This window comes from Gemmatirosa kalamazoonensis, from assembly GCF_000522985.1.
GTDB classification, from domain to species: domain Bacteria; phylum Gemmatimonadota; class Gemmatimonadetes; order Gemmatimonadales; family Gemmatimonadaceae; genus Gemmatirosa; species Gemmatirosa kalamazoonensis.
Window position 1 is genome coordinate 902,132 of the sequence record NZ_CP007130.1, and the last position, 24,030, is coordinate 926,161.

Genomic DNA, 24,030 nt, shown 5'->3' on the forward strand with positions numbered 1-24,030 from the left:
TGCGATTGAAAGGATCTCGAGATCCTCTTCATCGCTGGTGGATCCCGAGTCGTACTCGCCCAGCACCTCGAACCCGTGGTTCGATCAGAGAGGACAGCCCTCTGCTTCGTCTGCGGCTCAATTCAATCCAGCAGCTCTCCGCGCCGCGTGCCGCACGAGAGCGAGCAGCGCGACGAGCATCGCCGCGAGCGCGACGCCGCGCACGAACAGCGTGAGCACGAGTCCCACCGTCGGCGCCTGGCCGGCGCGGATCGCGACCGCGTACGTGTCGCGCGCGAACGACGGCACGCGGAGCACGATGCGGCCGAGCCAGAGCAGCAGCAGCGCGCCGCTGGCGATCGCGTAGACGACGACCGCCGCGGTGGTGCCGCGGCCGAGCGGCGCCGCGCCGCCGGCGTGCCGCGCCGAGTCGCGCCCCGCCCCGCGCAGCAGCGCGCCGAGCGCGAGGCCGCTCCGGCGCCGCAGGTTCGCGACGCCGAGCGCGTCGGCGAGCAGCCAGTAGCCGTCGAAGCGGAACGCGGGGTTCAGGTTCACCACGGCGGTGACCGCGCTCAGCGCGTACGCGGCGCTGGCGGCGCGGATGCCTAACGCGCGCCCGGCCGCGAGCACCGCGAGCGCCGCGACCTGCTGACAGAACAGCCCCGCGAGATCCACCACGACGCGGCGGGCGCGGGGCAGCCGCCACACGTCGTCGAGCTCCACGAACAGCACGGGGAACACGAGGTAGACTCCCGCGCCGACGCGCCCGTGCGCGCAGCCGAACCGACGCGCCGCGGCGACGTGCCCGAGCTCGTGCGCCACGGTCGTGAGCGCGAACAGCGCGATCGCGAGCGGCGAGAGCAGCGCCGCGGGGTCGAGCGCGCGCGCGCCGCCGGCGAGTCCCCACGCCCAGGCGCTCGCGGCGACGACGAGCGCCGCGGCGGCCCAGAACAGCCGCGGCGTCATGAGCGGCGCGAGCGGCGTCGCGAGCCGGGCCGCCCACCGCTCCGACAGCAGCGTGGTGCGCGCGTTCAGCGACGCGAGGGTCGCGCGCGGCGGCGCGTCCGGCATGTCCGGCGCGTCGGCACGCGCCACGATCCCCTGCGCGACGAGCGACGTCTCGACCCAGCGCGCGAGCTGCGCCGCCTCCGGCGCGGTGCCTAACGCGCGGGCGAGCGGTGCGCGCACCTCGGCCAGCGTCGCGCCGTCGCCGAGCTGCGCGAGCAGCGCCGCGGTGGCCGCGCTGACCTGCCACCGGCGTCCCCCGTCGCCCTCGACGAGGAACACCGGTGCCGCGCCCGACACATCGAACGGGCGCACGACGGCGCCGGGCGTCAGTCGGTAGCGCGTCTCAGCGGGCATCGAGCCACGGCGCCGCCGCGAGCAGGGCGGCGCCGGCGAACGCGCTCGTCACCGTGGTGCTGCGGAAGAAGCGCGTCCGCTCGCCCAGCGCCGGCCACTGCCGGTGCAGATCGAACGAGACGAAGTCCACCGTCGCGAGCCAGCGCGCGTCGCTGCGCTGCGCGAGCACGAGCCATCGCGCGGCGCGCGCGATCGCCGCGCGCGCTGCGTCGTCGGGGCCGCGATGCGCCGCCTCGGTGAGCGCGAGCAGCGCGAACGCGGTGGACGACGCGTCCGCCGCGATGCCGACGCCCCACCCGCCGTCGACGTGCTGCGTGTCGAGCAGGAACGCGCGCGCGCGCTCGAGTGACGCGGCCGCGTCGGGGAGGATCGTGGCCACGGCGCGCAGCAGCCGCGCGGCGACGAACGTGCCGTAGTACGGGCCGACGTACCAGGTGCTGTCCCACGCGCCGTCTGCACGCTGGCGAGAGGCGACCCACGCCGCGGCGCGCGCCGCCGGGCGGCACGCGGTCGGGCGCCATGCGAGCAGTGCGCTCGCGAAGTTCGCGACGACCTCCGGCTCCGCGCCCGGGCCCCAGTACTCCGCGATCTGCCGCTCGTACCAGGCGCGCCACGCCGGGTCGAGCGCGGGGTCGACGAGCCACGTCTCGATCGCGCCGTCGGGCTGCTGCATGGCGAGCGCGCGGGCGACCGGCGCGCCGAACGTCGCCTCGAGGTCGCGGTCGCGGCGCGCGAGGAACGCGTGCAGCACCTGCGCGAGGTCGTCGAGGTCGGGCGGCAGCGCGGCGAGCGTGGGGTGATAGCTCCACTGGTCCTCGCCCGCCACGCGCATCGCGAGCAGCGTGTCGAGGTTCTCGTCGATCACGCGCGTCGGCACGCGTCGCCCCGCGCGCTCGGCGAGCCCGTAGAACCAGCCGATGATCGCGCGATGGAACACCGCGCCCTCGTGCACGCCGTCGGCCGGCACGTCGGGCCGCTCGCACCCAGCCGACGTGTCCCGCAGCCAGGCCATGCGGTGCGATGCCTCGGGGTACCCGGCGTCGTGCTCGCGGACGAGCGCGCCGAGCACGCGGTCGACCGCGTCGCGCGCGTGAAGGGGTGTGAGCGGCGCCGCCGCGAGCCGCGCGGCGCGCACCCGGCGCTCCATGACCTTCGTCGCCATCACCTCGCACAGGCGACGCACGTGGCGTGCGAAGCCTGCCCAACGCGCCGCGCCCAACGCCTCCGCCGCCTCGGCCGATGCGTCGCAGCCGTCGATCGCGTCGGCGAGCAGCTCGTCGGCGACGCCACCGTGGAAGAGATGGTGGCCGACGGCGTCGGCGTCGAGTGCATCGTCGGGCGCCGCGCCGGCGGCGGCGAGCGCGCACGCGTGGACGTAGGTGAGCCGTCCCGCGCACCAGTCGTCGCGCCAGTCGGCGAGGTCGTCGCGGATCTGCTCGGCCACGCTGAACGGCGCGATCACCGCGTCCCACGCATTCACGCGGGCCTCGTCGCCGGCGGCCGCGGCGCACGCGGCGGGAATCGCGGTGAACACTGCAGCCTTCGCGGCGGCGAGCGCGGCGAACGCGTCGAAGCGCCACGGCTCGCCGCGGCGGGCGGCGGCGATCAGCGCGCGCTCGTCGACCGCCGCGGCGACCTGCGCGCGTGCGAGCCGGGCGAGCGTCGTCCACAGCGCGCTGTCGCGCGGCACCGCGTCGGCGAGCCGCGCGAGTGCGCGCTCGTGCCACAGCCCCGCGCCGAGCAGCCGCGCGGGGTCCACCGCGTGCTCGCCGTCGATCGGCGCGTCGAACGCGAGCAGATAGTCGCGATAGAGCAGCGCCGCGACGGCGATCGCGGTGCGCGCGTCGTCGTCGAGGCGCGGCGTGACGTCGGCGAACAGCCACGGGGCGACGTGCACCACGTCGAGCGGGCGCACCGGAAGCGCGAGCCCGGGCAGCGCGAGCGCGGCGACCTCGCGCTCGTACTCCGCCTGCACCCGGCACGCGTGCTCGTGCGCGGACGCACCGGCGAGCGTCAGCAGGGAGCTCATTGGGAGCTCATGACCGGAACGGGGAAGGGGGCGACACCTCGCGGCGCGCCCCCTTCCTGGTCACTCACTCGCGCAGCGACGCGTTCGAGCTCCGTTCGTCGCGGCGACGCGCGGCGCGACGACGGAGATACGAGCCGAGTCCCACGGCGCCGATCCCCGTGGCGGCCAGGACGAGCGTCGCCGGTTCCGGCGTCGTCGTGATCGGACCACCACCGCCCCCGTCGCACGCCGGCTGCTGGTATCCGCCGCACTGCTGGAACTCGATTCGCTCCTCGAGCGACTCGGCGCGGAAGATCGCGTCGAAGGCCTCGGTCGGGAGCACGGGCTCGGCCGGCGTCTGCTGGTTCATGGGACCAGGATCCGTTGAGGTGGGAGGCCCATGATTCACGGCGAGTGGCGCCCGCGCAATGCGGCGTCGACGCAACAGATCCGCTCCCCAGTCCCGCGCCTAACGCTCCAGGCCCAGCTCGTGCTCCCGCCGCTCCGTGTCGCGTCCCTCCGGCGTCTCCGAGGCGGGCCGCACCTCCGGCCGGCCGCGGCGCGCGAGGAGGAGGAACACGATCCCCGTGATGAGGAGTACGATCCCCCACCACAGGTTGATGTTCACGTTCGCCGAGCGCGCGTAGAGCCCCGGGTCGCCGTTCGTCGCGACGCCCCAGCCCGCGAGCAGCAGGCCGAGGATCGTGAACAGACCGCCGATCGGGTAGCGCAGGTCGAGTCCTGATGCTCCACTCATGGCGGGGCTCCGTCAGCGGAAGATGAGGTTGAGCGCGAGCGTCAGCACGAGCACGATCGCCGCGAACGTGGCCGGCCGTCCGAGCCCGCGCGACTCGTCCTTCGGCTTCGGTGTGAGCGCATAGACCAGGCCGCGCAGCTCCTCGTCGGGGCGCGGGCGCGTCGCGAGGCTCACGACCACCGTCACCACGCAGCACGTCGTGAACGCGGCGATCGCCGTCCAGAACGTCTGCGCGAGCTCGCTCGGATACGTGTGCAGCGAGCCGAGGTAGCCGCCCTTCACGCCGGGCGTCGCGCCGATCGGCAGCGTGAGGCCGTGGTGGATCGCGGCGCCGAGCGTGCCCGAGAGCAGCCCGAGGAACGCGCCGTGCCCCGTGCTCCGCCGCCAGAACATGCCGAGCGCGAACGTCGCGAACAGCGGCGCGTTCACGAACGCGAACACGAGCTGCAGCAGGTCCATGATGTTGTTGAACGCGCCCGCGACGTACGCCGCGGCGATCGACAGGATCACGCCGCCCACCGTCGCCGCGCGCCCCATCCACAGGTAGTGCTCGTCCGACGCGCCCTTCCTGATGTGGCTCTGGTAGATGTCGTACGTCCACACCGTGTTGAACGCCGTCACGTTGCCCGCCATCCCCGACATGAACGACGCGAGCAGCGCCGTCAGGCCGAGGCCGAGCATGCCGTCGGGGAACAGGCGGATGAGCAGCATCGGCGTCGCGAGGTCGAAGTCGAGCACCGCGCGCCCGGCGGCGTCCATGAGCGGCGCGCCGCTCGCGTCGAGCTTCGGCGGGATGACCGGCGTGCCGCTGCCGACGCTCATCGCGAGCGCCACCATGCCGGGCAGGATGACGAGGAACGGGAACAGCATCTTCGGCACCGCGGCGATGAGCGGCGTGCGGCGCGCCGCCGTCATCGAGTCGGCTGCCATGGCGCGCTGCACGACGAGGAAGTCGGTGCACCAGTAGCCGAACGACAGCACGAAGCCGAGCCCCGCGACGAGCCCGAACCACTCCACGCCGATCGGGTTCGTCGCCGCGTTCGTCATCCCCTGCCACGCGTGCGTGAGCGAGCCTTCCGGCAGCCCGCGCGACGTCGCCGCCGTGGCGAGGCGCTGCGTGAGCCCGCCCCATCCGCCCACCGAGCGCAGCCCGATCCACACGAGCGGCGCGAAGCCGAACGCGATCATGAAGAACTGCAGCACCTCGTTGTAGATGGCGCTCGTCAGCCCGCCCGCGAACACGTACGCGAGCACGATCCCGGCCGACACCCACACGCTGACGTCGAAGCTCCAGCCGAGCAGCAGGTGGAACAGCTTGCCCATCGCGTACATCGAGATGCCCGACGAGAAGATCGTCATGACCGCGAAGCTCGCCGCGTTCAGCGTGCGCGTCTTCTCGTCGAATCGCAGCTTGAGGTACTCGGGGACGGAGCGCGCGCGCGAGCCGTAGTAGAACGGCATCATGAACAGCGCGACGAACACCATCGCCGGGATCGCGCCCACCCAGTAGAAGTGACTCGTCGCGATGCCGTACTTCGCGCCCGACGCACCCATGCCGATGACCTCCTGCGCGCCGAGGTTCGCGGACAGGAACGCGAGCCCCGTCACCCACGGCGGCAGCGATCGGCCGGAGAGGAAGAAGTCGGTCGTCGTGCGCGCCGTGCGGCGCAGCGCGAAGCCGATGCCGAGGACGACCGCGAAGTACACGGCCATCACGATGTAGTCGATCGTGACGAGATGAGCGACGGGATTCTGATTCACGGAGTGGCCTCGGTGTTGGGCGACATCACGGGCGTCAGAGCCCCAGCCGCCACAGTGCGAACTGTACCGCGAGATCCGTCGTGCTCCACAGCTGCACGTCCGCGCCGGATCCGTACCGCCGCGGCACGGGGCGCCCGCCGTCGAACCCGTAGCTCCACAGCTCACTGTGGAACCCGGACGCGGCGACCGCGTCGCGCACGGCGCGGGCCGCGTCGCGCAGCTCGCGGGCGACCGCGCCGCCCGTGTCGCGCTGCGCGGCGACGTGGCGGGCGACGCCGAGCAGGAAGAGGTTCACCTCGCGTCCCCACACCACGCGCGGGCCGTGGTACGCGTCGCGGACGAACGCCCCCCAGACCGGCGGCGTCGCGTACGCGTCGTTCGCCACCACCGGTCCCACGCCGTCGACGAGCAGGCCGACGGGATACGCGCGCGCGAACAGCCGCGCGTCGCGCAGCGCCGTCGCGTCGTCCTCGCCGCCGAGGAACAGCCCCGTCGCCGGGTCCGTGTTCGCGACGCCGACGGGGCGTCCCCCGGCGTCGAGCGAGAGCGCGAGGAACTCGAGCGAGTCGCGGTCGGCGCCGGTCGCCGCGACGCGCTGCGTCCACCACGCGCGCTCCTCGGCCGGCATCGCCGCGAGCCGCGCCGTCACGCGCTGGCGGACCTCGGCGGGCGACAGGCGCACCACGAAGTGCCGCGCCGCACCGCGCCACGCGTCGACCGCGGCGCGGAGGGTCGAGGGGTCTTTCGCGTACGTCGCGAGCGGCTCGCCGACGCCGTCGACCGGGATGCCTAACGCGCGGTACGCGTCGAGGATCCGGCCCATCGCCTCCAGCGCGTGCGGCGCCCAGATCGCGTTCACGTCCATCGGCCAGCGGCCGTTCGCGTAGCCCACGCCGCTGTCGCGCCAGCTCTGCGACGCCCACCCCGTGTCCCGCGGCGCGAACGGGACGAGGTTCTCCGCGCGCTGGTCGCGCGCGTACGCCGCCGTCATGCGCGACACGAGCGCGAGCTCCTTCAGCAGCCGCGCGGCGCGCGTGCCGCCGCCGTCGCTCGAGTCGAGCAGGAACGCGCGCTTGTGCGCCGCGCTCACCGCGCTGTCGACGATCCACCGCGCGGTGAGCACCGGCAGGTGGAACTCGTCGTCGATCATGTGATAGTTCTCGCGCGTGCGCGCCGCGTTCCGCAGCACCGCCGTCGCGCGGGCCAGCGAGTCGCGTCCGCCGCTCCCCAGCAGCCGCGCGTACTCCGCGGCGGCCTCGCGGATCGCCTGGCCGCCGAGCGCCTCCTCGTGGCTCACGTCGCCCGCGGGGCCGAGCTTGCGCAGCACCGAGCCGATGACCGCCTCCGACATCGCGGGGCGCCAGATCGAGCGCATCATGAGCGCGCTCACCATCATGTCGCGCCCGAAGTACGTCGCATACGTCGGCAGCCCCGCCATCAGCTTCTCGCGCGACGACAGCAGCTCCACGCCGCGCACCTCGCGCTCGAGCCATCGCGCGCGCTCGTTGCCCGTGCGCGCGGCGTCGCCGAGGAACGACAGGAACTCCGGCGTGAAGATCTCCTCGCGCGCGAGCGGCGTGAGCGCCGCGCCGGTCGTCGCCACGCGCACCGTGAACGGCACCCGCGCGTCGCCGGAACGTGCACGCAGCGTGAGCGTGCGGCCGTCGCGCGTCGCCTGCACCAGACGCGGGTCGACCTCGATCTCGAGCGCGAGCGAGTCGCGCGCGTCGAGCGACGGCTGCGCGAACCGCGCGATCCAGCGCGTGGCCGCCGGGCGGATGGTCACCGTCGGCTCCAGGCGCGCGTACGCCGCGCGCATGTCGCCCGCGTGCAGCAGCGCGAGCTGGCTCCGGCGCTCGGCGGGCGGCAGCGACTCGATGGCGGCGAGCATGCGGTCCACCTCCGCCACGCGGAACGGGCGCTCGCCGAGCGGCGCGCGCTGCCGTCCCGCGTACTGGAGGTCGCGCTCCACGCGCATGGAGCCGAGCAGCACGAGGCCGATCCGCACCGCGCGCGTGTCGGCGACGAGCGCGTGCTCGAGGACGCGCCAGCTCCCGTGGCGGCCGATGCGCGCGTCGGTCGCGGTCCACCGCAGCGGCGCCGGCTTGCCGTCGGCGTCGCGCGCCGTGAAGCCGAGGCTCTCGTTCAGCGCGTCGGCCCACAGGTGCACGACGCGGCCTTCCCGGCCGTCGAGGTAGATCTGGACCGTGTTGCGGGCGGCGTCGCGATAGAGCCGCGTCTCGTAACCCTGGTACGCCGCGCTGTCGTCGAGCCCGGGCTCGGGGAACGTGAGGACCGGCGCGGTCGGCTGCGCAGCGGCGAGTTGGGCGAGCAACGCGAGCGACGACAGGATCATGAGCTCGGCGGGTCGGTGTCGCGGGAGAATACCCGGTGCACACCGCGCCGGCCAGAGCGTGCGCCGCGAGGAATCCAGTGCCGCCCCTCGTGGCGTACACTCGATGTGCTCACGCTCCCCTCTCCCCTCGCGGCGCTCGCCGCGCCGCTCCGGCGCTGAGCACCACCGCGGCCGAACGATGGATCATCACGGACCCGAGCGTCTGTCGGGCGCGGCGGCCGTCGTGTACCTTCGCCCCGCGTCGGAGCGCAGAGGCACGCGCGCCGACCGGCCCGCCCCCCTCCTTCGCTTCAGCGACGTGAGCGACGTGAGTGACGTGCTCGACTCCGATTCGCCCGCGCGTCTCGACGATGCCGGACTGGTCGCCGCCATGCGCCGCGGTGACGAACGCGCCGTGGGCGCGCTCTACGATCGGCACAGCGCGATGGTGATGGGCCTCGCCCTGTCGATCGTGCGCGACCGCACCGACGCGGAGACGGTGGTGCTCGACGCCTTCACGCAGGCGTGGCGCGACGCCGCGCGCTACGACGCCGCGCGCGGCTCGGTGGCGAGCTGGCTGCTCGTGCTCGCGCGCAGCCGGGCGCTCGACCTGCTGCGCAGCGCCGGCCGACGCGCCCGACTCGCACCGGTGTCCGTGGACGACGCGCCGCCCACCGCGCTCGTCGCCGAGGACGCGCCGAGCGACCCGTCGCGCGCGGTGGAGGCGCACGAGCGACAGGTCGAGGTGGCGGCCGCGATGGGCGAGCTGCCCGACGCGCAGCGAACGGTCATCGAGCTGGCGTTCTTCGAGGGGCTCTCGCACTCGGAGATCGCGGAACGACTGGCCGAGCCGCTCGGTACCGTGAAAACGCGCATTCGACTCGGGATGACGAAGCTGCGCCAACTGCTGCGACACTTCGGCGAGGGGGCCGTGCTATGAGACGCTACACGAGCGAGGAGCTCTTCGAGCTCGCCGCCGGGTACGCGCTCGGCGCGACCTCCGACGAGGAGACGGCGGCGGTGGAGCAGGCGCTCCCGGGCTCGCCCGCGCTGGCCGCGGAGGTGGCGTCGTTCCGCGACGTGATGGTGACGCTCGCGCGCGCGCGCGCGCCGTCGCGCCGAGCGCGAGCCTGCGCGACCGCCTGGTGGAGCGCGTGCACGAGACGAAGGTGGTGCCCATCTCGGCCGCGCCGTCGGCCACGTCCGCGTCACGCGAGCCGCGTCGCGCGTCGCGCTCGTGGGGCTGGGTGGTCGGCATCGCCGCGACGCTACTCGTCGCCGCGGGGCTCGCGCTGGAGAACCTGCAGCTGCGCCGCTCGCTCGAGTCGCGCGGCGTCGAGCTCGCGCAGGCGACCGCGAAGGCGGAGCGCCGCGAGCGGCAGCTGGACGCGGTGCTGGAGGCGGAGAAGGACCTCTACGTCGCGCAGATGAAGGGCGCCGACACGGTGACGGGCCCGGGGATCCAGTTCTTCTGGAACGCCAAGCAGCACCGCGCCATCCTGCACGCGTTCCGCCTCCCGCCGGCGCGCGACGGGCGCGCCTATCAGCTCTGGCTCATCCAGGACGGCAAGCCGGTGTCGGCGAAGGTGTTCAACTCCGACCCGGACGGGCACGCCCTGGTCGAGAACATCCAGGTGCCGACGACGCCTAACGGCGTGACGCAGGTGCTGCTGACCGAAGAGCCCGCGGGGGATCGCCGCTGCCGACGACGAAGCCGTTCCTCGGCGGAGCGTTGGCGAAGACCTAGCGCTGCCCGTCATTGAACCGCAGAGGACGCAGAGGGCCGCAGAGGAAACCAACTCGTGTCGTTGGTTCTCCGCTGCGGCCCTCTGCGTCCTCTGCGGTCAAACACGAACGGCGATCACGGCTTCCGCCGCTCCTCGCGCTCGTCGTCGTCCAGATCGACCGAGAGCGGGAAGAACAGCGCGCGTTTGACCGCAGGCATCGGCGTCTTCCAGCCGCGCGCGTCGTGCCAGAGGATCGCGTTCAGTCGCTCGCTCGGTGCGGCGTCCGGCGTGAAGAAGTTCATGCGCGACGACGCGAGCGCGGCGCGGCGGCGGGCGGCGGCGTCGGGACCGATGATCGCGCCGACGCGCGCGTTCGTCTCCGAGAGCGACTGCCGCGGCACGATGGCGGAGTACGGCGTGAGATCGGGCTTCTCGTCGGGAGCGAGGAAGCTCGCGCGCATGTCCGTCGCCGTGAGGTCGAACACGCTGAGCGCGGGGAGGCCGAGCATCAGCTCGATCGTCTTCACCATGCTCGGCTGCACGTAGGGCGTCGGGTCCACCACGCCGCGCTTCGCCCACGGCGAGATCGCGAGCGCCACGGTGCGGTGGCCGTCGACGTGGTCGACGCCGTTCTGCGCGTCGTCCTCCACGACGAGGATCGCCATCTTCGGCCAGAACGGGGAGCGCGACAGCCCCTCGACGATGCGGCCCAGCGCGAGGTCGTTGTCGGCCACGCACGCCTTCGGCACGCACCACCCCGGCGTCGTGCCCACCGTGTGGTCGCTCGGCAGGATCACCATCACGAGGTGCGGCATCTTGCCCGCCGCGGTCCAGCCGCGCAGGTGGTCGAGGATCACCTCCGCCTTCACGACGTCGGGCACCTCCTGCGTCCACCCGGGGTACTCGCGCACGAGCGCGCGGTCGAGCGACGGGATCGCGGAGCGCGTGCGGTAGCGGGTGCCTAACAGCGTGCGGAAGTGGCGGCTCCGCGTCGCGGGGTCGTCGGCGGCGTGCCGATCCCAGTCGGCCATGAGCTCCCGCCGCACGCTCGGCACCGAGTCCGACGGCGCCGGCGCGTACTCGCCGAAGATCGTCACCGTCTTCCCCTTCGCCTGCGCCGCCTCCCACAGGAAGCCGCCCGATGAGTACGCGAGCGGGTCGTTCCCCTCCGACGGGTACGAGCGCCCGTAGTAGAGCGGCCACATCGGATACTCGGTCTCGTTCGCCTGCGTGAGCCACTGGTGGCCGTCGGCGGAGTTGCCGCCGGAGGCGAAGAAGTGGTCGAGCGTCACGAACTGCTCGGCGAGCGCGTGCGCGTTCGGCGTCACGTCGCGGCCGTACATCACGAGCGAGGAGTCGCCGTCGCCGCGTCCGAGGTCGCCGAGGATCTGGTCGTACGTGCGGTTCTCGCGGATGATGAACACCACGTGCTCGATCGGCGACGGCTCGCCGGGGCGCTCGGGCACGGGACGCGCCGCGACGGCACGCGGCCCCGCGGCTTCGGCCGGGGCGACGCTGGTGGCGAGCGGCAGCCCGTCGTTCTGCGCCACCGCGACGGTGTACGCGGCGAGCTCGGACGCGTTAGGCACCGCGACGACGTGCACCGAGCCGCGCACCGCGTGCACGTAGCCCCCGCGCTTGCCGTCCACCTCGCCCTCGCCGGAACCCACGCCGTAGAGCGTGCCGACGGCGAGCCACCGGCCGTCCGCGCTCGCGTCGAGGCTCGACGGATACCAGCCGGTGGGGATGAGCCCGCGCAGCGACGCGCGCGCACCCGACACGTCGTACACCGCGACCGCGTTCGCGCCGCCCAACGCGACGTAGAGCGTGCGCCCGTCCGGGGCGATGGCGAGCGCGGTGGGCGCGAGCCCGATGCGCCGCGCGGCGCGGAACGGCGCGACCGCGATGACCGCGGCGACGGTGTCGGCGCGCGTGTCGATCACGTGCACCGCGTCGTCGTTGCCGTCGGCGACGTAGAGCCGCTCGCGCGCCTCGTCCCACGCGATCGCGGTCGGGTGGCGCCCCACCGTGAGCGTGCGCGTGACGCGCCGCGCCGCGACGTCGACCCGCGTCACCGAACCGGGCGAGGCGATGCCGCGCGCGTCGATGCGCACGGACTCGGCCCGCGGATCGCAGCACTGCCGCGCGGCGCGCTGCCCGGCCGTCGGCTTCGCGCCGCCGAGGTTCGTGACGTAGGCGCGTGAGCCGTCGCGCGCGAGCGCCGCCGCCACGGGCACGACGCCCAACGGCACCGACGCGATCGGCGTGAGCGCGTCCGCGTCGAGAACGGCGAGCGCGTCGTTCGCCGGCAGCGGCACGACGGCGACGCGTCGTCCGCTCGCGTTAGGCACGCGTGCCGCCGCGGGCGCACCGGCGAGGAAGTCACCCACCGCGCCCGACGTCGTGCGCGCGCGTCCGGCGCCGGTGTCCGCCTCGAACGCCGCGAGCTGCGCGATGGACGAGCGGCTGGCGAGCGGCGCCGATCCCGGCAGGCGGTTCGTGGCCACCGAGTCGGCCAGCCGGCCCACCGTCGTCACGAGCGCGCGCCCGGTGGGCGGGTCCACCGCGACGCCGAACACGCCCGGTCGGCCGTCGAACCGCTGCCGCGACACGATGCGGCCGTCGTTCCAGTCGAGCCGGTAGACGGAGCCTGGCACCGCGACCCACACCGTGCGCGACGCGCTGTCGAAGCGCACGCCGCCGACGCGGCCGGCGAACACGGTCTGCATCCCCGCGGGGGTCGTGCGTTGTCCGGTGGCGACGACGCCGGGCTTCGCGACGTCGCGCGCCGGAGGCGTGGGCGGAGGCTGGAGGAAGAGCATGGGGACTCGCGGTTGGGCGGATCGGACGTTCGGCGGCACGTCGAGAGTGGAGTCTATCCACCGGATCCGCGAGGTCGCGGCGCCGAATGTCGTGGCCGCGCCCCGCGCCGGGGGGTATGTTCTCGACATGACGGAGTCGTCGGCGACCCCACAGGCGGAGGCATACGACGGGGTGCGCGTCTCCGACGACGTCCGGCTCGCCAGCGTCGCACGCATGCTCGACGTGGTGAGCGACGTGTTCGTGCTGCTCGACGACGCGTATCGCATCGTCTACCACAACGAGGCGAACCGCGCCGCGATGCGCGCCGCCGGCGCCGACCCGGACGCCGCGCTCGGACGGGTCGTGTGGGAGGTGCTCCCGATGCCGCCGGGCACGGTGGCCGAGGGCGAGGTGCGGCGCGCCATGCGCGAGCGCGTGCCGACGCAGTGGGAGGAACGCTACCACCCCGACGTCGTCCTGCGCGGGCGCGCGTATCCGACCGCCGACGGCGGCGTGGTCGTCGTGGCGCAGAACGTCACCGACGCGCGGCGCGCGGCCGACGCGGCGCGCGCGGCGCTCGAGCGCGGTGCGCGGCTGCAGGCGGTCACCGCCGCGCTGTCGCGCGCCGCGACGCCGCAGGACGTCGTGCGCGTGGTGATCGACGAGGGGCGGCGCGCGCTGGGCGCCCGCGGCGGCTTCGCCTCCACGCTCGTCGACGGCGACATGCTCGACATCGTCGACGCGTTCGACTACGGCGACGAGCTGCTGCGCGTGTTCCGCCGCGCGCCGCTGGCCGCGCCGTATCCGGCGTGCGAGGCCGCGCGCACCGGCGCGCCGGTGTGGCTCGCGTCGCGCGCCGAGCGCATCGTGCGCTATCCCGCGCTCGCCGACGCCGAGGCGACGCGGCGCTTCGCGAGCTGGATGTTCCTGCCGCTCACGTCGCCCGACGGCGTGCTCGGCGTGTTGAGCTTCACGTTCGCCGAGGAGCGCGCGTTCGAGCCGGAGGAGCGCACGTTCGCCGTCGCGCTCGCCGAGCAGTGCGCGCAGGCGCTCGACCGCGCGCGGCTGCTCGATGCGGAGCGGCGCGCGCGCGAGGCGGAGCGCGCCGCGCGCGCGGCCGCGGAGGAGGCGAACCGCGCGAAGCTCGATTTCCTGCGCGCGATGAGCCACGAGCTGCGCACGCCGCTGAACGCGATCGGCGGCTACGCGGACCTCCTCGCGCTCGGCGTGCGCGGCGCGCTCACCGCCGACCAGCGCTCCGACGTCGAGCGCATCCTGCACAACCAGCGGCATCTGTTAGGCATCATCAACGACATCCTGAACTTCGCGCGGCTCGACGCCGGGCATCTCACGTACGACGTGGCCGACGTCCGCCTGCGCGAGCTCGTGGAGGCGATGGAGCCGCTCATCGGCCCGCAGCTGCGCGAGAAGGCGATCGCGTTCGAGGTCGATGCGTGCGGCGCGTCGCTCGTCGCGCGCGCGGACGCCGAGAAGGTGCGCCAGATCCTGCTCAACCTGCTCGCGAACGCGGTGAAGTTCACGGCGAGCGGCGGCCGCGTGTGGGTGGCGTGCGAGGCGGCGTCGGGCGCGGTCCTCGTCTCGGTGCACGACACCGGTGTCGGGATCCCGCCGGAGCGACTCGACGACGTGTTCGAGCCGTTCGTGCAGGTGCATCGGTCGCTCGCGATGCCGACGGGCGGCACGGGGCTCGGACTGGCGATCAGCCGCGAGCTGGCGCGCGGCATGGGCGGCGACCTGACGGTGCGCAGCGTGCCGGCGGAGGGGTCGACGTTCGTGCTGCGGCTGCCAGGGGCCTAACGACGACCGAGGGCACGCCGCGTCGGCGCGCGGGCGCGTTCCGCCGCGAGGGGCCACCCTCCGAGACACAAGGGCCTTTCTCTGCCCAGGAGATGTGAGATGGCGCCACGAGCCTCGGCGCCGCGATCCTGGGATCCGCCCCGCGTCCGATCGATACGGCCGTGCGTTCACGGCATAGCACCTTGGGCGAAGGGGGGGGAGCCCCCCTAGGGACTAGGTACGCGCCGTCGATCGTCCCGCCGTCGATCGTCCCGCCGTCGATCGTCCCGCGGTGGATCGTCCCGCCGTCAGTCGTCCCGCCGTCAGTCGTCCCGCCGTCAGGTCGTCCCGCCGTCGACGCTCCGCCCCGTGACCCCACCGCGCCCCCCGCGTCCTACCCGCGAGCGCGCCACGACCGCGCCCCGACTTCCGTCCGTGCCGCCGACGTCGGCGCCCGGCCGCCTCCCGCCTCGATGGCCTCCCTCTCCTCCGCCCGCACGATCCGCCGCGCCGGTGTGGCCGGTGTGCTCGTCGCCGTCCTCGCCGTCCTCGCCGCCGCGCGCCTGCTGTACACGGGCCAGCGCGAGGCCAGCGACGCCGCGCAGTGGGTGGATCACACGCATCGCGTCATCGAGCACCTCGACGACCTCGAGCTCGCGGTCGCGCGATCCGAGACGGCGCTGCGCGACCGCGTGCTCGTCGGACCGACCGCGCCGGCGCAGGCGTATCCCGTCGCGCGCGCGCGTGCCGAATCGAGTCTCGCCGCGGCGTTCGACTCGACGCGCGACAATCCGACGCAGCACCGCCGGCTTCGCGCGCTCGGCGTCGCGCTGCGCGCGCGCTTCTCCGAGGCCGCGGCGACGATGGCGCTCATCGACGCGAGCACGCCGGCCCTCGCCGCCGCGCGCCTCGCCGGCGACCGCACCACCGGAAGCGCCGAGCGCGTCCACCGGCTGCTCACCGCGGCGCGCGACGACGAGCGCTCGCTGCTCGCGACCCGCGCCGCCCGCGCCGGCGCCGCTGCGCACCGCGTGCGCCTGGAGTCGGCGTGGGCGCTGCTCGTCGGACTCGGCGTCGTGCTCGCGTCGTTCTGGGCGGTGCGGCGCGAGACGATGCTCCTCGCCGCCGCGTGGCGCAACGCGCGTGCGGCGGAGGCCTCGGCGCGCGACAGCGAGGAGCGCTACCGGCTGCTGTTCGCGAGCAGCCCGCGCCCCACGTGGGTCTACGACACCGAGACGCTGCGCTTCCTCGCCGTGAACCCCGCCGCGGTCGCGCACTACGGCTTCTCGGAGAGCGAGTTCCTCGCCATGACCCTCGCCGACATCCGCACCGACGCCGAGCGCGAGGAGGTCCGCACGTGGGTCGCCGCGGCCGGCGACGCGCCCACGACGTCGCAGCGCCGGCACACCACGAAGGACGGCCGCGAGATCGACGTGCAGCTCGCGTCGCACCCGCTGACGTTCGGCGAGCGCCGCGCGCGGCTCGTCGTCGTCGAGGACGTGACCGACCGGCGCCGCCTCGAGGCGAAGCTGCAGGACCTCGCCGTGCGCGACCCGCTCACCGGCCTGCTCAACCGGCGCGGCTTCGAGCAGCTCGCGGCCCACGAGATCGCGTGCGCCCGCCGCGCGCGCCGCACCGACGCGCTGCTCTACCTCGACCTCGACGGCTTCAAGGGGATCAACGACACGTTCGGCCACGCCGAAGGCGACGACGCGCTGCGCACCGTCGCCAGCGTCATCGCCGACACGGTCCGCGACCACGACATCGTCGCGCGACTCGGCGGCGACGAGCTGGTGGTGTACGCGGCCGGACTGCATCGCAGCGGCGAGGGCCACGCCGTCGCCGCGCGTCTGCAGGCCGCGCTCGACGCGCACAACCGCGCGGCCGCCGCGACCGGGCGGGCCTACACGCTCGCGTTCAGCGTCGGCGTCGCGGAGCTCGCGCCGGGCGACACGCTCGACGCGCTGCTCGCGCGCGCCGACACGGCGCTGTACGAGGCGAAGCAGAGCCGCTACGCGGCGGCCTGACGTCGAGCGCCGCGGCGCACGCGCGCGACCGCCTCCGCCGCGTCGCGCCGCCGCAGTACCAGCACCACCAGCGCGAGCGTGAGCGGCACGACCTCGCTCGTCATGTGCCGGCCGTGATCGAAGGCGACGTGCGTCGCCATGCCGCCTAACATGACGCACACGATGAGGAGCGCGCCGGCGACCGCCGCGGGACCGAGCAGGAGCAGTGCCGCGGCCGTGAGCTCGACGACGCCGATCGTGACGCGGAACCAGTCCGGATAGCCCCAGTGGCGGAACGCGGCCGCCCATCCGCTCGTGTCGGAGAACTTCGCCCAACCCTGCGGCACGAAGATCAGCAGCAGGAGCACGACGGGGATCCAGCGAGCCGCGCGCACGAGTGCGGCAGCGAGCGGGCGGCGGGGCATGGACGGCTCCGGGCGACGGTGGACGTTTCGCGAGACGTGGACGGCCGCCACCATGCACGCCGCGCCGCACGGGTCGCATCGTCCGTCGGTCGTAGTACCTCCCGACATTGCGCCCGCGCGCGCCGTCGCGAACTCTCCCCCGATGCATGTCCGATCCCTCGACCGCGCACTCGGCGCGGGCGTCGCCGCCGTCGCCGTGTTCCACACGGTCTCCATGCTCGCGCTCCCCGCGCGGGTGCGACATCCGGCCGCTGCGGTGGTCGCCCTGTGGGCCGCGCTGCTCGTCGGGCACGCCGCGCTGTACTGGTTCGGCGCCGGCGTGCGCGCCCGCGTCGGGCTCGCGGCGTACCTCGCGGCGCAGACGGCGATCGTGTTCGTCGTGGGAATCACGGGCGCCCTGTTCCCGGTGGGCGTCGCGCTGTGGGCCGCGCTCACCGCGCAGGCGGTCATGCTCGCCGGCGGCGCGCTCGGCACCGTGGCGATCACGCTCGGCGCGATCACGCTGTTCGCGCTCGACGCGATGCTCGCGCAGGACCTCTACCGCGGGGCGACGTGGGGGCTGCTGCTCGCGCTGGCCGGCGTGGTCGGGCACGCCGCGGCGGCGCTGCGCTCGGCGCCGCGCGTGCCGCCGGAGACGCCCAGCGGCACCGCGCCGCCGTCCACGCCGGCCACGCCGTCCACGATGGCCGTCCCCCGGCGCGAGCTGCCGCGCGAGCTGCGCGGGCTCACCGCGCGCGAGCTGGAGGTGCTCCACGCGCTGAGCCGCGGCGCGCGCAACGGGGAGATCGCGCGCGACCTGGGCATCGCCGAGCGCACCGTGAAGGCGCACCTCGCGAGCGTCTACACCAAGCTCGGCGTGGAGTCGCGGGCCGCGGCGATCGCCGTGGCACTGCGGGCGGGAGTCGGAAACGAATGGCGCGAGCCGTGAACGGCTCGGGGCGACGGCGCGGCAAGCACGGGATCTGCTCAGCCTTCGCCGCTCGACCACATCACGGAGCTCGACCATGGAACCGAACGCCGCCCGTCCCGTCGAGGGCGCCCGCCCCTCGATCTGGCAGGCGACCGCCGACGTCCCGTCGTACCCGAAGCTGAAGGAGGACCTCACCGTCGACGTGTGCGTCGTCGGCGCGGGGATCGCCGGCCTCACGACCGCGTACCATCTCGTGCGCGAGGGCAAGTCCGTCGTCGTGCTCGACGACGGCCCGGTCGGCGGCGGCGAGACGGGGCGCACCACCGCGCACATCGCCACCGCGGTCGACGACTACTATCACGAGATCGCGCGCGTGCACGGCGACGAGACGGCGCGCCGCGTGGCCGAGAGCTTCCGCGCCGCGCTCGACCGCATCGAGGGCATCGTCCGCGACGAGGCGATCGACTGCGAGTTCACGCGGCTCGACGGGTGGTGGTTCGCCGGCGACGCGCAGGGGCGCGACGTCCTGGCCACGGAGCACGACGCGGCGCGCGCGGCCGGCGAGGCGGTGGAGCTGGTGGACGACTGGCCGCTCGCGAACGTGTTCCCCGATGCGCCGTTCCCGCGCCTCGCGCTGCGCTTCCCGAACCAGGGACAGTTCCACGCGCTTAAGTATCTCGCCGGCCTCGCGCGCGCGATCGTCGAGCGTGGGGGACGCATCCACTGCGGCGAGCACGTGAACGGCGTCGAGGACGCGAAGGACGGCGCGCGGTGCGCGGTGAAGACGGAGAGCGGCCGCACCGTGCACGCGTCCGACGTCGTCGTCGCGACGAACACGCCGGTGAACGACTGGGTGAAGATGCACACGAAGCAGGCGCCGTATCGCACCTACGTCGTCGGCATGCGCGTGAGCCGCGGCTGGGTGCCGCCCGGTCTGTACTGGGACACGCTCGACCCGTACCACTACGTGCGCCTGGCGAATCCGTTAGGCACCGGCGACGAGGACGTGCTCATCGTCGGCGGCGAGGACCACAAGACGGGACAGTCCGAGGCGCCGGAGGAGGAAGCGTTCGGCCGGCTCGAGTCGTGGGCGCGCGCGCGCTTCCCGGTCGGCGAGACGCTGTATCGCTGGAGCGGCCAGGTCATGGAGCCGGTCGACTACCTCGGCTTCATCGGCCGCAATCCGGGGAGCCGGCGTCTCTGGATCGCCACTGGCGACTCGGGCAACGGCATGAGCCACGGCACCATCGCCGGGATGCTGCTCGCCGATCTCATCGTCGGCCGCGAGTCGCCGTGGGCACCGGTGTACGACCCGTCGCGCGTGACGCTGAAGGCGATGCCCGTCGCCGAGTTCCTGAAGGAGAACCTCAACGTCGCCGCGCAGTACGTCGACTACGTAACGCCCGGCGAGGTGCGCGACGTCGCGGAGATTCCCGCCGGCGAGGGACGCCTCGTCCGCCGCGGGACGAAGAAGCTCGCCGTCTACAAGCGCGACGACGGCTCGCTCGACGTGCGCTCCGCCGTGTGCACGCACCTGTACTGCATCGTCGCCTGGAACTCGGCCGAGAAGACGTGGGACTGCCCGTGCCACGGCTCGCGCTTCGCGCACGACGGCACGGTGATCAACGGGCCCGCCGCGTCGCCGCTCGAGGAGGCCGAACTGGGAGAGTGAGGGCAGGAGGGCAGGAGGGCAGGAGGGCAGGACAGTCGTTCGGCTCTCGTGCCCTCCTCCCCTCCTGCCCTCCTGCCCTGTCTCTCAGAATCCGCACGCCGTCTTCGTCCACCCCACCACCGTCCGCGCGAGCTCCACGCGCCGGTCGTCGAACGCGTGGTCCGTGTCCCACACGCGCTCGGTGAGCCGGCGCGCACCGGCGCCTCGCAGGGCCGCGGCGAAGTCGGCGTGGTACGGGTTCTCCTCGTCGTCGAGCAGCAGCACGGGGCGCGTCGCGATGCGCGCGGCGTTCGGCACGAGCCGCCACTCCGGGTGCGCGCGCAGGCTCGCCGTCATCGCGCGCGCGTCGCCGCGGAGCGGCGCGCCGGGCGCCGTGAGCCAGCGCGTGTACGTCGCGAACGAGGTGTCGCTCCCCTCGCGCGCCATGTCGGCGAACTCCAGCGCCGCGACGCACGTGATCGACGGGTCAGCCGCGGTGCCTAACAGCGCGAGCCAGCCGCCCATGCTGTGCCCGACGAGCGCGACGCGCCGCGGATCCACGCGGTAGGTACGCGCGGTGTCCGCCTGCCGCGCCCAGCGCACCGCCGCGGCGACGTCGGCCTGCGCGTTCGCGAACGTGAACGTGCCGCCGCTGCCCCAGCTGCCGCGGTAGTCGATGTACAGCACGTTCGTCCCCGCGCGGCGCAGCGCCTGCGCGATGTCGATGTTGCGCTCGTTGCCGGGATAGCCGTGCAGCAGCACCACGAGCGGGTGCGGCCCCTTGCCCTGCGCGACGAGCATGAACGCGTTCATGCGCGCGCCGCCGCTCGTCAGCGCGAGCTCGGCGAAGCTCGCGCGGAACGCGGTGTCGCGCGGCGCGGGGTCGGCGGCGATCGGGTCGACGGACTGCGCGCCGAGCGCGCGCGAGAGAAGCGCGACGCACGACGTCGCGAGGAGGACGCGGAAGGATCGCATGAGCGGGGCGGTGGAAGCGCCGGAGAATAGCGCACCGTCGAGGGCTGGCGCGACCGGACGGCCGCTCTATGTTCGCGTCGAACCTCCGACCCCGCGCGCCATGCCCATCAGGAGCGTCACCGTCCTCGCGCTCTGCACCGCCGTCGCCGCGCCGCTCGCCGCGCAGCCGCAGCACTTCACGCTCGACCACCTGCGCAAGGTCGTGGGCGTCGGCGGCGTCGAGATCGCGCCCGACGGCCGCACCGTCGTCGTCACGGTCACGCGGCCGAGCTACGAGCGCGACAAGAACGAGTCGGAGCTGTACGCGGTGGACGTCGCGACGGGCGCCGCGCGCCAGCTCACGTTCGAGCGGCGCAGCGTCGGCGGCGCACGCTTCTCGCCCGACGGCCGCACGCTCGCGTTCCTCGCTCCCGACTCGGCGAAGGAGATGCAGATCTGGCTGCTGCCCATGGCCGGCGGCGAGACGCGGCGCCTCACGTCGCATCCCACCGGCGTCGAGCACTTCGCGTGGCGCCCCGACGGCGGCGCGATCGCGTTCGCGGCGAGCGACGAGCGCCCGAAGCGCGACGGCGAGGAGCGCTTCCTCACGACGTTCACCGTCGGCGATCAGGACCTGTTCCTCCGCGAGCGCGTCGAGCCGCAGCACGTGTGGCTCGTCGAGACGACGTCCGGGCAGGAGCGGCGGATCACGAGCGGCGCGTGGTCGCTGGAGTTCGTGCTGCCGCCGGGGAGCCCGCCGTCGGGACTGAGCTGGTCGCCCGACGGTCGCACCATCGCGCTCGCGCAGGTCCCGGCCGCGCAGTCGGGCAAGCTCGACTCCGTGCACGCGGCGCTGCTCGACGTCGCGAGCGGCGCCGTCAGGCCGCTCACGTCGGCGCGCCGCTTCGAGAACAACCCCGTGTTCTCGCCGGACGGCAGCTCGGTCGCCTACTGGTACCCGCGCGATGGGCGCTACGACCTTGGCTATGGGAACGAGGTGTACGTCGCGCCCACGTCGGGCGGCGAGGGGAGGAGCGTGACGAGAGCGCTCGACCGCAACCTGTTCGGCGCGCAGTGGCTCGCCGACGGCGCGTCGCTGCTCGTCGCGGGGAACGACCGCACGTCGGTGGGCGCGTGGATCGTGCCCACCGGTGGCGGCGCGCCGCGCCGGCTCGACACGGGGGGCCTCGTGATCAACGGCGCGTTCGGCTACGACATCGCCGCCGCGTCGCACGCGCCCACCATCGCGTTCACCGCGACCGCGTCGGACCGCCCGTCGGAGCTGTACGTGATGGACGGGCCTAACGGAAAGCCGCGCCGCCTCACGAGCTTCAACGCGTGGGCCGACGACGTCGCGTGGGGGAAGCTCGAGCGCGTGACGTGGAAGAGCGGCGCGTTCGAGGCCGACGGCGTCGTCGGCTATCCGCCCGACTTCGACCCGTCGAAGAAGTACCCGCTCGTGCTCTACATCCACGGCGGGCCCACGGCGTCGTCGAAGTTGTCGTTCAGCAGCACGGCGCAGCTCATGGCGGCGCAGGGCTGGATCGTGTTCCAGCCGAACTATCGCGGCAGCGACAACCTCGGCACCGCGTTCCAGGCGGCGATCGTGAACGACGCCGGCGCCGGCCCGGGGCGCGACGTCATGGCCGGCGTCGCGATGCTGCGTGCGCGCCCGTACGTCGACGCGACGCGCACCGCCGTCACCGGCTGGTCGTACGGCGGCTTCATGACGAGCTGGCTGATCGGCAACTACCCGAACGAGTGGAAGGCCGCGATGGCCGGCGCGCCGGTCACGAGCTGGGAGGACATGTACAACTTCGGCGACGGCAGCGTGACCATCCGCTACGCGTTCGGCGGCTCGCCGTGGACCCAGAACCGCATGGCCGCCTACCGCGCGCAGTCGCCGATCACGTACGCCGCGCGCATCCGCACGCCGACGCTCGTGATGTCGAACATGGAGGACTTCCGCGTGCCGCCGACGCAGGCGTTCGCGCTCTACCGCGCGATGAAGGACAACGGCGTCGAGACGCAGTTCGTCGGCTTCACGGGCCGCACGCACGCGTCGTCCGATCCGGTGAACGCGCGCGAGCGGCTGCGGCTCTGGGTGGACTGGGTGCGCACGCACATCGACGGACCGAGAGTCGTGCCGTGAGCGCCGTGCTGGCGACGGCGCTGGGTACGGCGCCGGCGATACGGCGCCGCCGATACGGCGCGATGAAGCGCTAGCGACGCCAACGTCGCTCGACCACGCGGTACGGCGCCGTGCAGCGATGCGAGCGTCGTTTGCGCGTCATCGCGCCTCTCCGCCAGCGCGGTCTCGCCCGCGCCCTCCCGAGCGCTGTTCAGCCGCCTAACGCAGCATCTCGACCCGTGGCGGCGTCCACGGCGGCACGTGGCGCGGGCACTCCTCCGGCGCGTCCGTCGTGGTGACGCCGGCGAAGCCGCCGCGCCCGAACCGCGCGTCCCAGAGGTCGATCTCCCCGGGATGCGACCACACCGGCACCCGCACGAACCGCAGCGCCGCCGCGACGACGCAGTTCCGCGCGAGCGTCGCGAGCTCCGCCCGCGGCGCGCTCCACTCGCCGCCCCACGCGATGCGCGTCGTGGACGTGCGCGACGGCGGGCCGAGGCCGCGAGCGGTGGGCGCGGGGCACCGCTCCGCGTCGCGCAGGGCCGGCCATGGCGCGACCGTCGCCGACGACACACGGTACGTCGATCCGTCGCGCTCCACGACGAGCGCCGAGTAGCACGTGGGGTCGCCGACGAGCGGCGTGAGCGCGGCGTCGGCGTAGGTGGGTCCCACGGCGGTCCGCACCCGGGCGCGCGCGGCCCACGACGAGACGAGGAACGTCGCCTCCACCGCGATCCACGCTCCGGCCGCGAGCGCCGCGCGCCGTCGCTCGGCGGCGAGGATCGCCACCCCCGTCCACGCCACGGCGCCCAACGTGAGCAGCACTGCCACCGGGCGCTGCACCATGTCCACCGACCACGCGGCGCCGACGATCAGGAGGAGCAGCAGGCCGACGAGCACGCGCGTCGCCGGCGCGCGCGCGAGCAGCAGGAGGGGCGGGATCGACACGATCCACAGCCACGGCTCGACGATGAACACCGCGTCGCCGTAGTACCACCGGTCGTCGAGCGGCCAGAACGGATGCACGCCGTAGCTGTTCGTCCAGTCGAGCGCGAGGTGCGTGAGCAGCGTGCCGGCGAGGCAGACGACGAGCAGCCAGCCGCGGTCGCCCGCTGCGCGGAGCGGGCGGCGGAGCGCGAGCGCGATGCCCCACACGGCGAGCCCGAGGAGCGTCGCGACGACCACCGTGTGCGTGTGGCCGCGGTGGTGCAGGAGGTAGCCGAGTCGGCCGACGCCCATCGCGTCGCCGGCGTACAGCAGGTCCGCGTCCGGCAGCTCGGCGCAGATCACGCCGACGGCGGCGGCCGCCCGACGAAACGGCTCCGACGGCGCGCCGCCGCGGGCGCGGCGGATCGCGACGACCGATTCAGCGAGTACGAGACCCGCGAGCGCGTGCGTGACGTTGTCCACCGCGCGCTCGGCCGC

Annotated in this window: 18 protein-coding genes; 7 read left to right on the forward strand and 11 right to left on the reverse strand. The window is 74.1% G+C overall.

Translation table 11 applies throughout. The annotated features are described in order from the left end of the window. Nucleotides 1-117: 117 nt before the first annotated feature. The 6 genes from J421_RS31370 to J421_RS31395 all read right to left on the reverse strand — a co-directional run bounded on the left by J421_RS31370 (nucleotide 118) and on the right by J421_RS31395 (nucleotide 8,223). A complete protein-coding gene (locus J421_RS31370; protein WP_025415091.1) occupies nucleotides 118-1,341 on the reverse strand; it encodes a zinc metalloprotease in 1,224 nt (407 codons plus the stop codon). Then, nucleotides 1,331-3,370: a prenyltransferase/squalene oxidase repeat-containing protein gene (locus J421_RS31375; protein WP_025415092.1), complete on the reverse strand. Its 2,040-nt coding sequence runs from the start codon at nucleotides 3,368-3,370 to the stop codon at nucleotides 1,331-1,333. Before J421_RS31375 ends, J421_RS31370 begins: the two co-directional genes overlap by 11 nt. A 64-nt stretch (nucleotides 3,371-3,434) precedes the next feature. After that, nucleotides 3,435-3,719: a hypothetical protein gene (locus J421_RS31380; protein ID WP_025415093.1), complete on the reverse strand. Its 285-nt coding sequence runs from the start codon at nucleotides 3,717-3,719 to the stop codon at nucleotides 3,435-3,437. Nucleotides 3,720-3,818: 99 nt separating this feature from the next. After that, complete coding sequence (locus J421_RS31385; RefSeq protein WP_025415094.1) at nucleotides 3,819-4,106, reverse strand: Asp23/Gls24 family envelope stress response protein; 288 nt, start codon at nucleotides 4,104-4,106, stop codon at nucleotides 3,819-3,821. Between the two features lie 12 nt (nucleotides 4,107-4,118). Continuing rightward, nucleotides 4,119-5,819 (reverse strand): sodium:solute symporter family protein, encoded by a 1,701-nt coding sequence (locus tag J421_RS31390; protein ID WP_104023628.1) that lies wholly within the window; start codon nucleotides 5,817-5,819, stop codon nucleotides 4,119-4,121. A gap of 82 nt (nucleotides 5,820-5,901) precedes the next feature. Beyond that, nucleotides 5,902-8,223, reverse strand: a complete 2,322-nt coding sequence (locus tag J421_RS31395; RefSeq protein WP_025415096.1) for a hypothetical protein — start codon at nucleotides 8,221-8,223, stop codon at nucleotides 5,902-5,904. Nucleotides 8,224-8,521: 298 nt separating this feature from the next. Here J421_RS31395 and J421_RS31400 point away from each other — a divergent pair, with 298 nt between their 5' ends. After that, on the forward strand, nucleotides 8,522-9,142 hold the full coding sequence (locus J421_RS31400) for a sigma-70 family RNA polymerase sigma factor (RefSeq protein ID WP_158509014.1): 621 nt from the start codon (nucleotides 8,522-8,524) through the stop codon (nucleotides 9,140-9,142). 4 nt (nucleotides 9,143-9,146) lie between these two features. Here J421_RS31400 and J421_RS32480 read toward each other — a convergent pair whose 3' ends face one another. After that, nucleotides 9,147-9,362: a hypothetical protein gene (locus J421_RS32480; RefSeq protein WP_025415098.1), complete on the reverse strand. Its 216-nt coding sequence runs from the start codon at nucleotides 9,360-9,362 to the stop codon at nucleotides 9,147-9,149. Here J421_RS32480 and J421_RS31405 point away from each other — a divergent pair. Continuing rightward, a complete protein-coding gene (locus tag J421_RS31405) occupies nucleotides 9,357-9,965 on the forward strand; it encodes an anti-sigma factor (RefSeq protein WP_025415099.1) in 609 nt (202 codons plus the stop codon). The two genes, J421_RS32480 and J421_RS31405, sit on opposite strands and share 6 nt — an antisense overlap. A 98-nt stretch (nucleotides 9,966-10,063) precedes the next feature. Here J421_RS31405 and J421_RS31410 read toward each other — a convergent pair whose 3' ends face one another. Then, on the reverse strand, nucleotides 10,064-12,751 hold the full coding sequence (locus tag J421_RS31410; RefSeq protein WP_025415100.1) for a bifunctional YncE family protein/alkaline phosphatase family protein: 2,688 nt from the start codon (nucleotides 12,749-12,751) through the stop codon (nucleotides 10,064-10,066). Nucleotides 12,752-12,878: 127 nt separating this feature from the next. Between J421_RS31410 and J421_RS31415 the strand changes: the two genes are divergently transcribed. Together J421_RS31415 and J421_RS31420 are read left to right on the forward strand one after the other, a co-directional pair. Beyond that, nucleotides 12,879-14,549 carry a PAS domain-containing sensor histidine kinase gene (locus J421_RS31415; protein ID WP_025415101.1) on the forward strand — a complete coding sequence of 557 codons (1,671 nt, stop codon included), beginning with the start codon at nucleotides 12,879-12,881 and terminating at the stop codon, nucleotides 14,547-14,549. 452 nt (nucleotides 14,550-15,001) lie between these two features. Then, a complete protein-coding gene (locus J421_RS31420) occupies nucleotides 15,002-16,555 on the forward strand; it encodes a diguanylate cyclase (protein ID WP_104023568.1) in 1,554 nt (517 codons plus the stop codon). Here the strand turns inward: J421_RS31420 and J421_RS33350 are convergent. Beyond that, nucleotides 16,540-16,959: a DoxX family protein gene (locus J421_RS33350; RefSeq protein WP_025415103.1), complete on the reverse strand. Its 420-nt coding sequence runs from the start codon at nucleotides 16,957-16,959 to the stop codon at nucleotides 16,540-16,542. The genes J421_RS31420 and J421_RS33350 overlap by 16 nt on opposite strands. Nucleotides 16,960-17,101: 142 nt before the next feature. Between J421_RS33350 and J421_RS34255 the strand changes: the two genes are divergently transcribed. Then, on the forward strand, nucleotides 17,102-17,887 hold the full coding sequence (locus J421_RS34255; RefSeq protein ID WP_236646387.1) for a helix-turn-helix transcriptional regulator: 786 nt from the start codon (nucleotides 17,102-17,104) through the stop codon (nucleotides 17,885-17,887). 76 nt (nucleotides 17,888-17,963) lie between these two features. Next, a complete protein-coding gene (locus J421_RS31435) occupies nucleotides 17,964-19,541 on the forward strand; it encodes an FAD-dependent oxidoreductase (protein ID WP_025415105.1) in 1,578 nt (525 codons plus the stop codon). 84 nt (nucleotides 19,542-19,625) lie between these two features. On the opposite strand, the gene J421_RS31440 is transcribed toward J421_RS31435, so the two are convergent. Continuing rightward, the gene (locus J421_RS31440; RefSeq protein ID WP_025415106.1) at nucleotides 19,626-20,495 is read right to left on the reverse strand and encodes an alpha/beta hydrolase family protein; all 870 of its coding nucleotides are present in this window, start codon (nucleotides 20,493-20,495) and stop codon (nucleotides 19,626-19,628) included. 100 nt (nucleotides 20,496-20,595) lie between these two features. Here J421_RS31440 and J421_RS31445 point away from each other — a divergent pair, with 100 nt between their 5' ends. Next, complete coding sequence (locus J421_RS31445; RefSeq protein WP_025415107.1) at nucleotides 20,596-22,626, forward strand: S9 family peptidase; 2,031 nt, start codon at nucleotides 20,596-20,598, stop codon at nucleotides 22,624-22,626. 198 nt (nucleotides 22,627-22,824) lie between these two features. Here the strand turns inward: J421_RS31445 and J421_RS31450 are convergent, their stop codons facing one another. Then, nucleotides 22,825-24,015, reverse strand: coding sequence for a metal-dependent hydrolase (locus J421_RS31450; RefSeq protein WP_025415108.1), 1,191 nt, complete (start codon nucleotides 24,013-24,015; stop codon nucleotides 22,825-22,827). Nucleotides 24,016-24,030: the final 15 nt, after the last annotated feature.

Bases quoted from the DNA above. Each gene is read 5' to 3' on its own strand.
- J421_RS31420 (WP_104023568.1), top strand. From the start codon at position 15,002: ATGGCCTCCCTCTCCTCCGCCCGCACGATCCGCCGCGCCGGTGTGGCC.
- J421_RS31370 (WP_025415091.1), bottom strand. From the start codon at position 1,341: ATGCCCGCTGAGACGCGCTACCGACTGACGCCCGGCGCCGTCGTGCGC.
- J421_RS34255 (WP_236646387.1), top strand. From the start codon at position 17,102: ATGCATGTCCGATCCCTCGACCGCGCACTCGGCGCGGGCGTCGCCGCC.
- J421_RS33350 (WP_025415103.1), bottom strand. From the start codon at position 16,959: ATGCCCCGCCGCCCGCTCGCTGCCGCACTCGTGCGCGCGGCTCGCTGG.
- J421_RS31415 (WP_025415101.1), top strand. From the start codon at position 12,879: ATGACGGAGTCGTCGGCGACCCCACAGGCGGAGGCATACGACGGGGTG.
- J421_RS31385 (WP_025415094.1), bottom strand. From the start codon at position 4,106: ATGAGTGGAGCATCAGGACTCGACCTGCGCTACCCGATCGGCGGTCTG.
- J421_RS31445 (WP_025415107.1), top strand. From the start codon at position 20,596: ATGCCCATCAGGAGCGTCACCGTCCTCGCGCTCTGCACCGCCGTCGCC.
- J421_RS31395 (WP_025415096.1), bottom strand. From the start codon at position 8,223: ATGATCCTGTCGTCGCTCGCGTTGCTCGCCCAACTCGCCGCTGCGCAG.
- J421_RS31440 (WP_025415106.1), bottom strand. From the start codon at position 20,495: ATGCGATCCTTCCGCGTCCTCCTCGCGACGTCGTGCGTCGCGCTTCTC.
- J421_RS31380 (WP_025415093.1), bottom strand. From the start codon at position 3,719: ATGAACCAGCAGACGCCGGCCGAGCCCGTGCTCCCGACCGAGGCCTTC.
- J421_RS31435 (WP_025415105.1), top strand. From the start codon at position 17,964: ATGGAACCGAACGCCGCCCGTCCCGTCGAGGGCGCCCGCCCCTCGATC.
- J421_RS31375 (WP_025415092.1), bottom strand. From the start codon at position 3,370: ATGAGCTCCCTGCTGACGCTCGCCGGTGCGTCCGCGCACGAGCACGCG.
- J421_RS31410 (WP_025415100.1), bottom strand. From the start codon at position 12,751: ATGCTCTTCCTCCAGCCTCCGCCCACGCCTCCGGCGCGCGACGTCGCG.
- J421_RS31390 (WP_104023628.1), bottom strand. From the start codon at position 5,819: ATGGCCGTGTACTTCGCGGTCGTCCTCGGCATCGGCTTCGCGCTGCGC.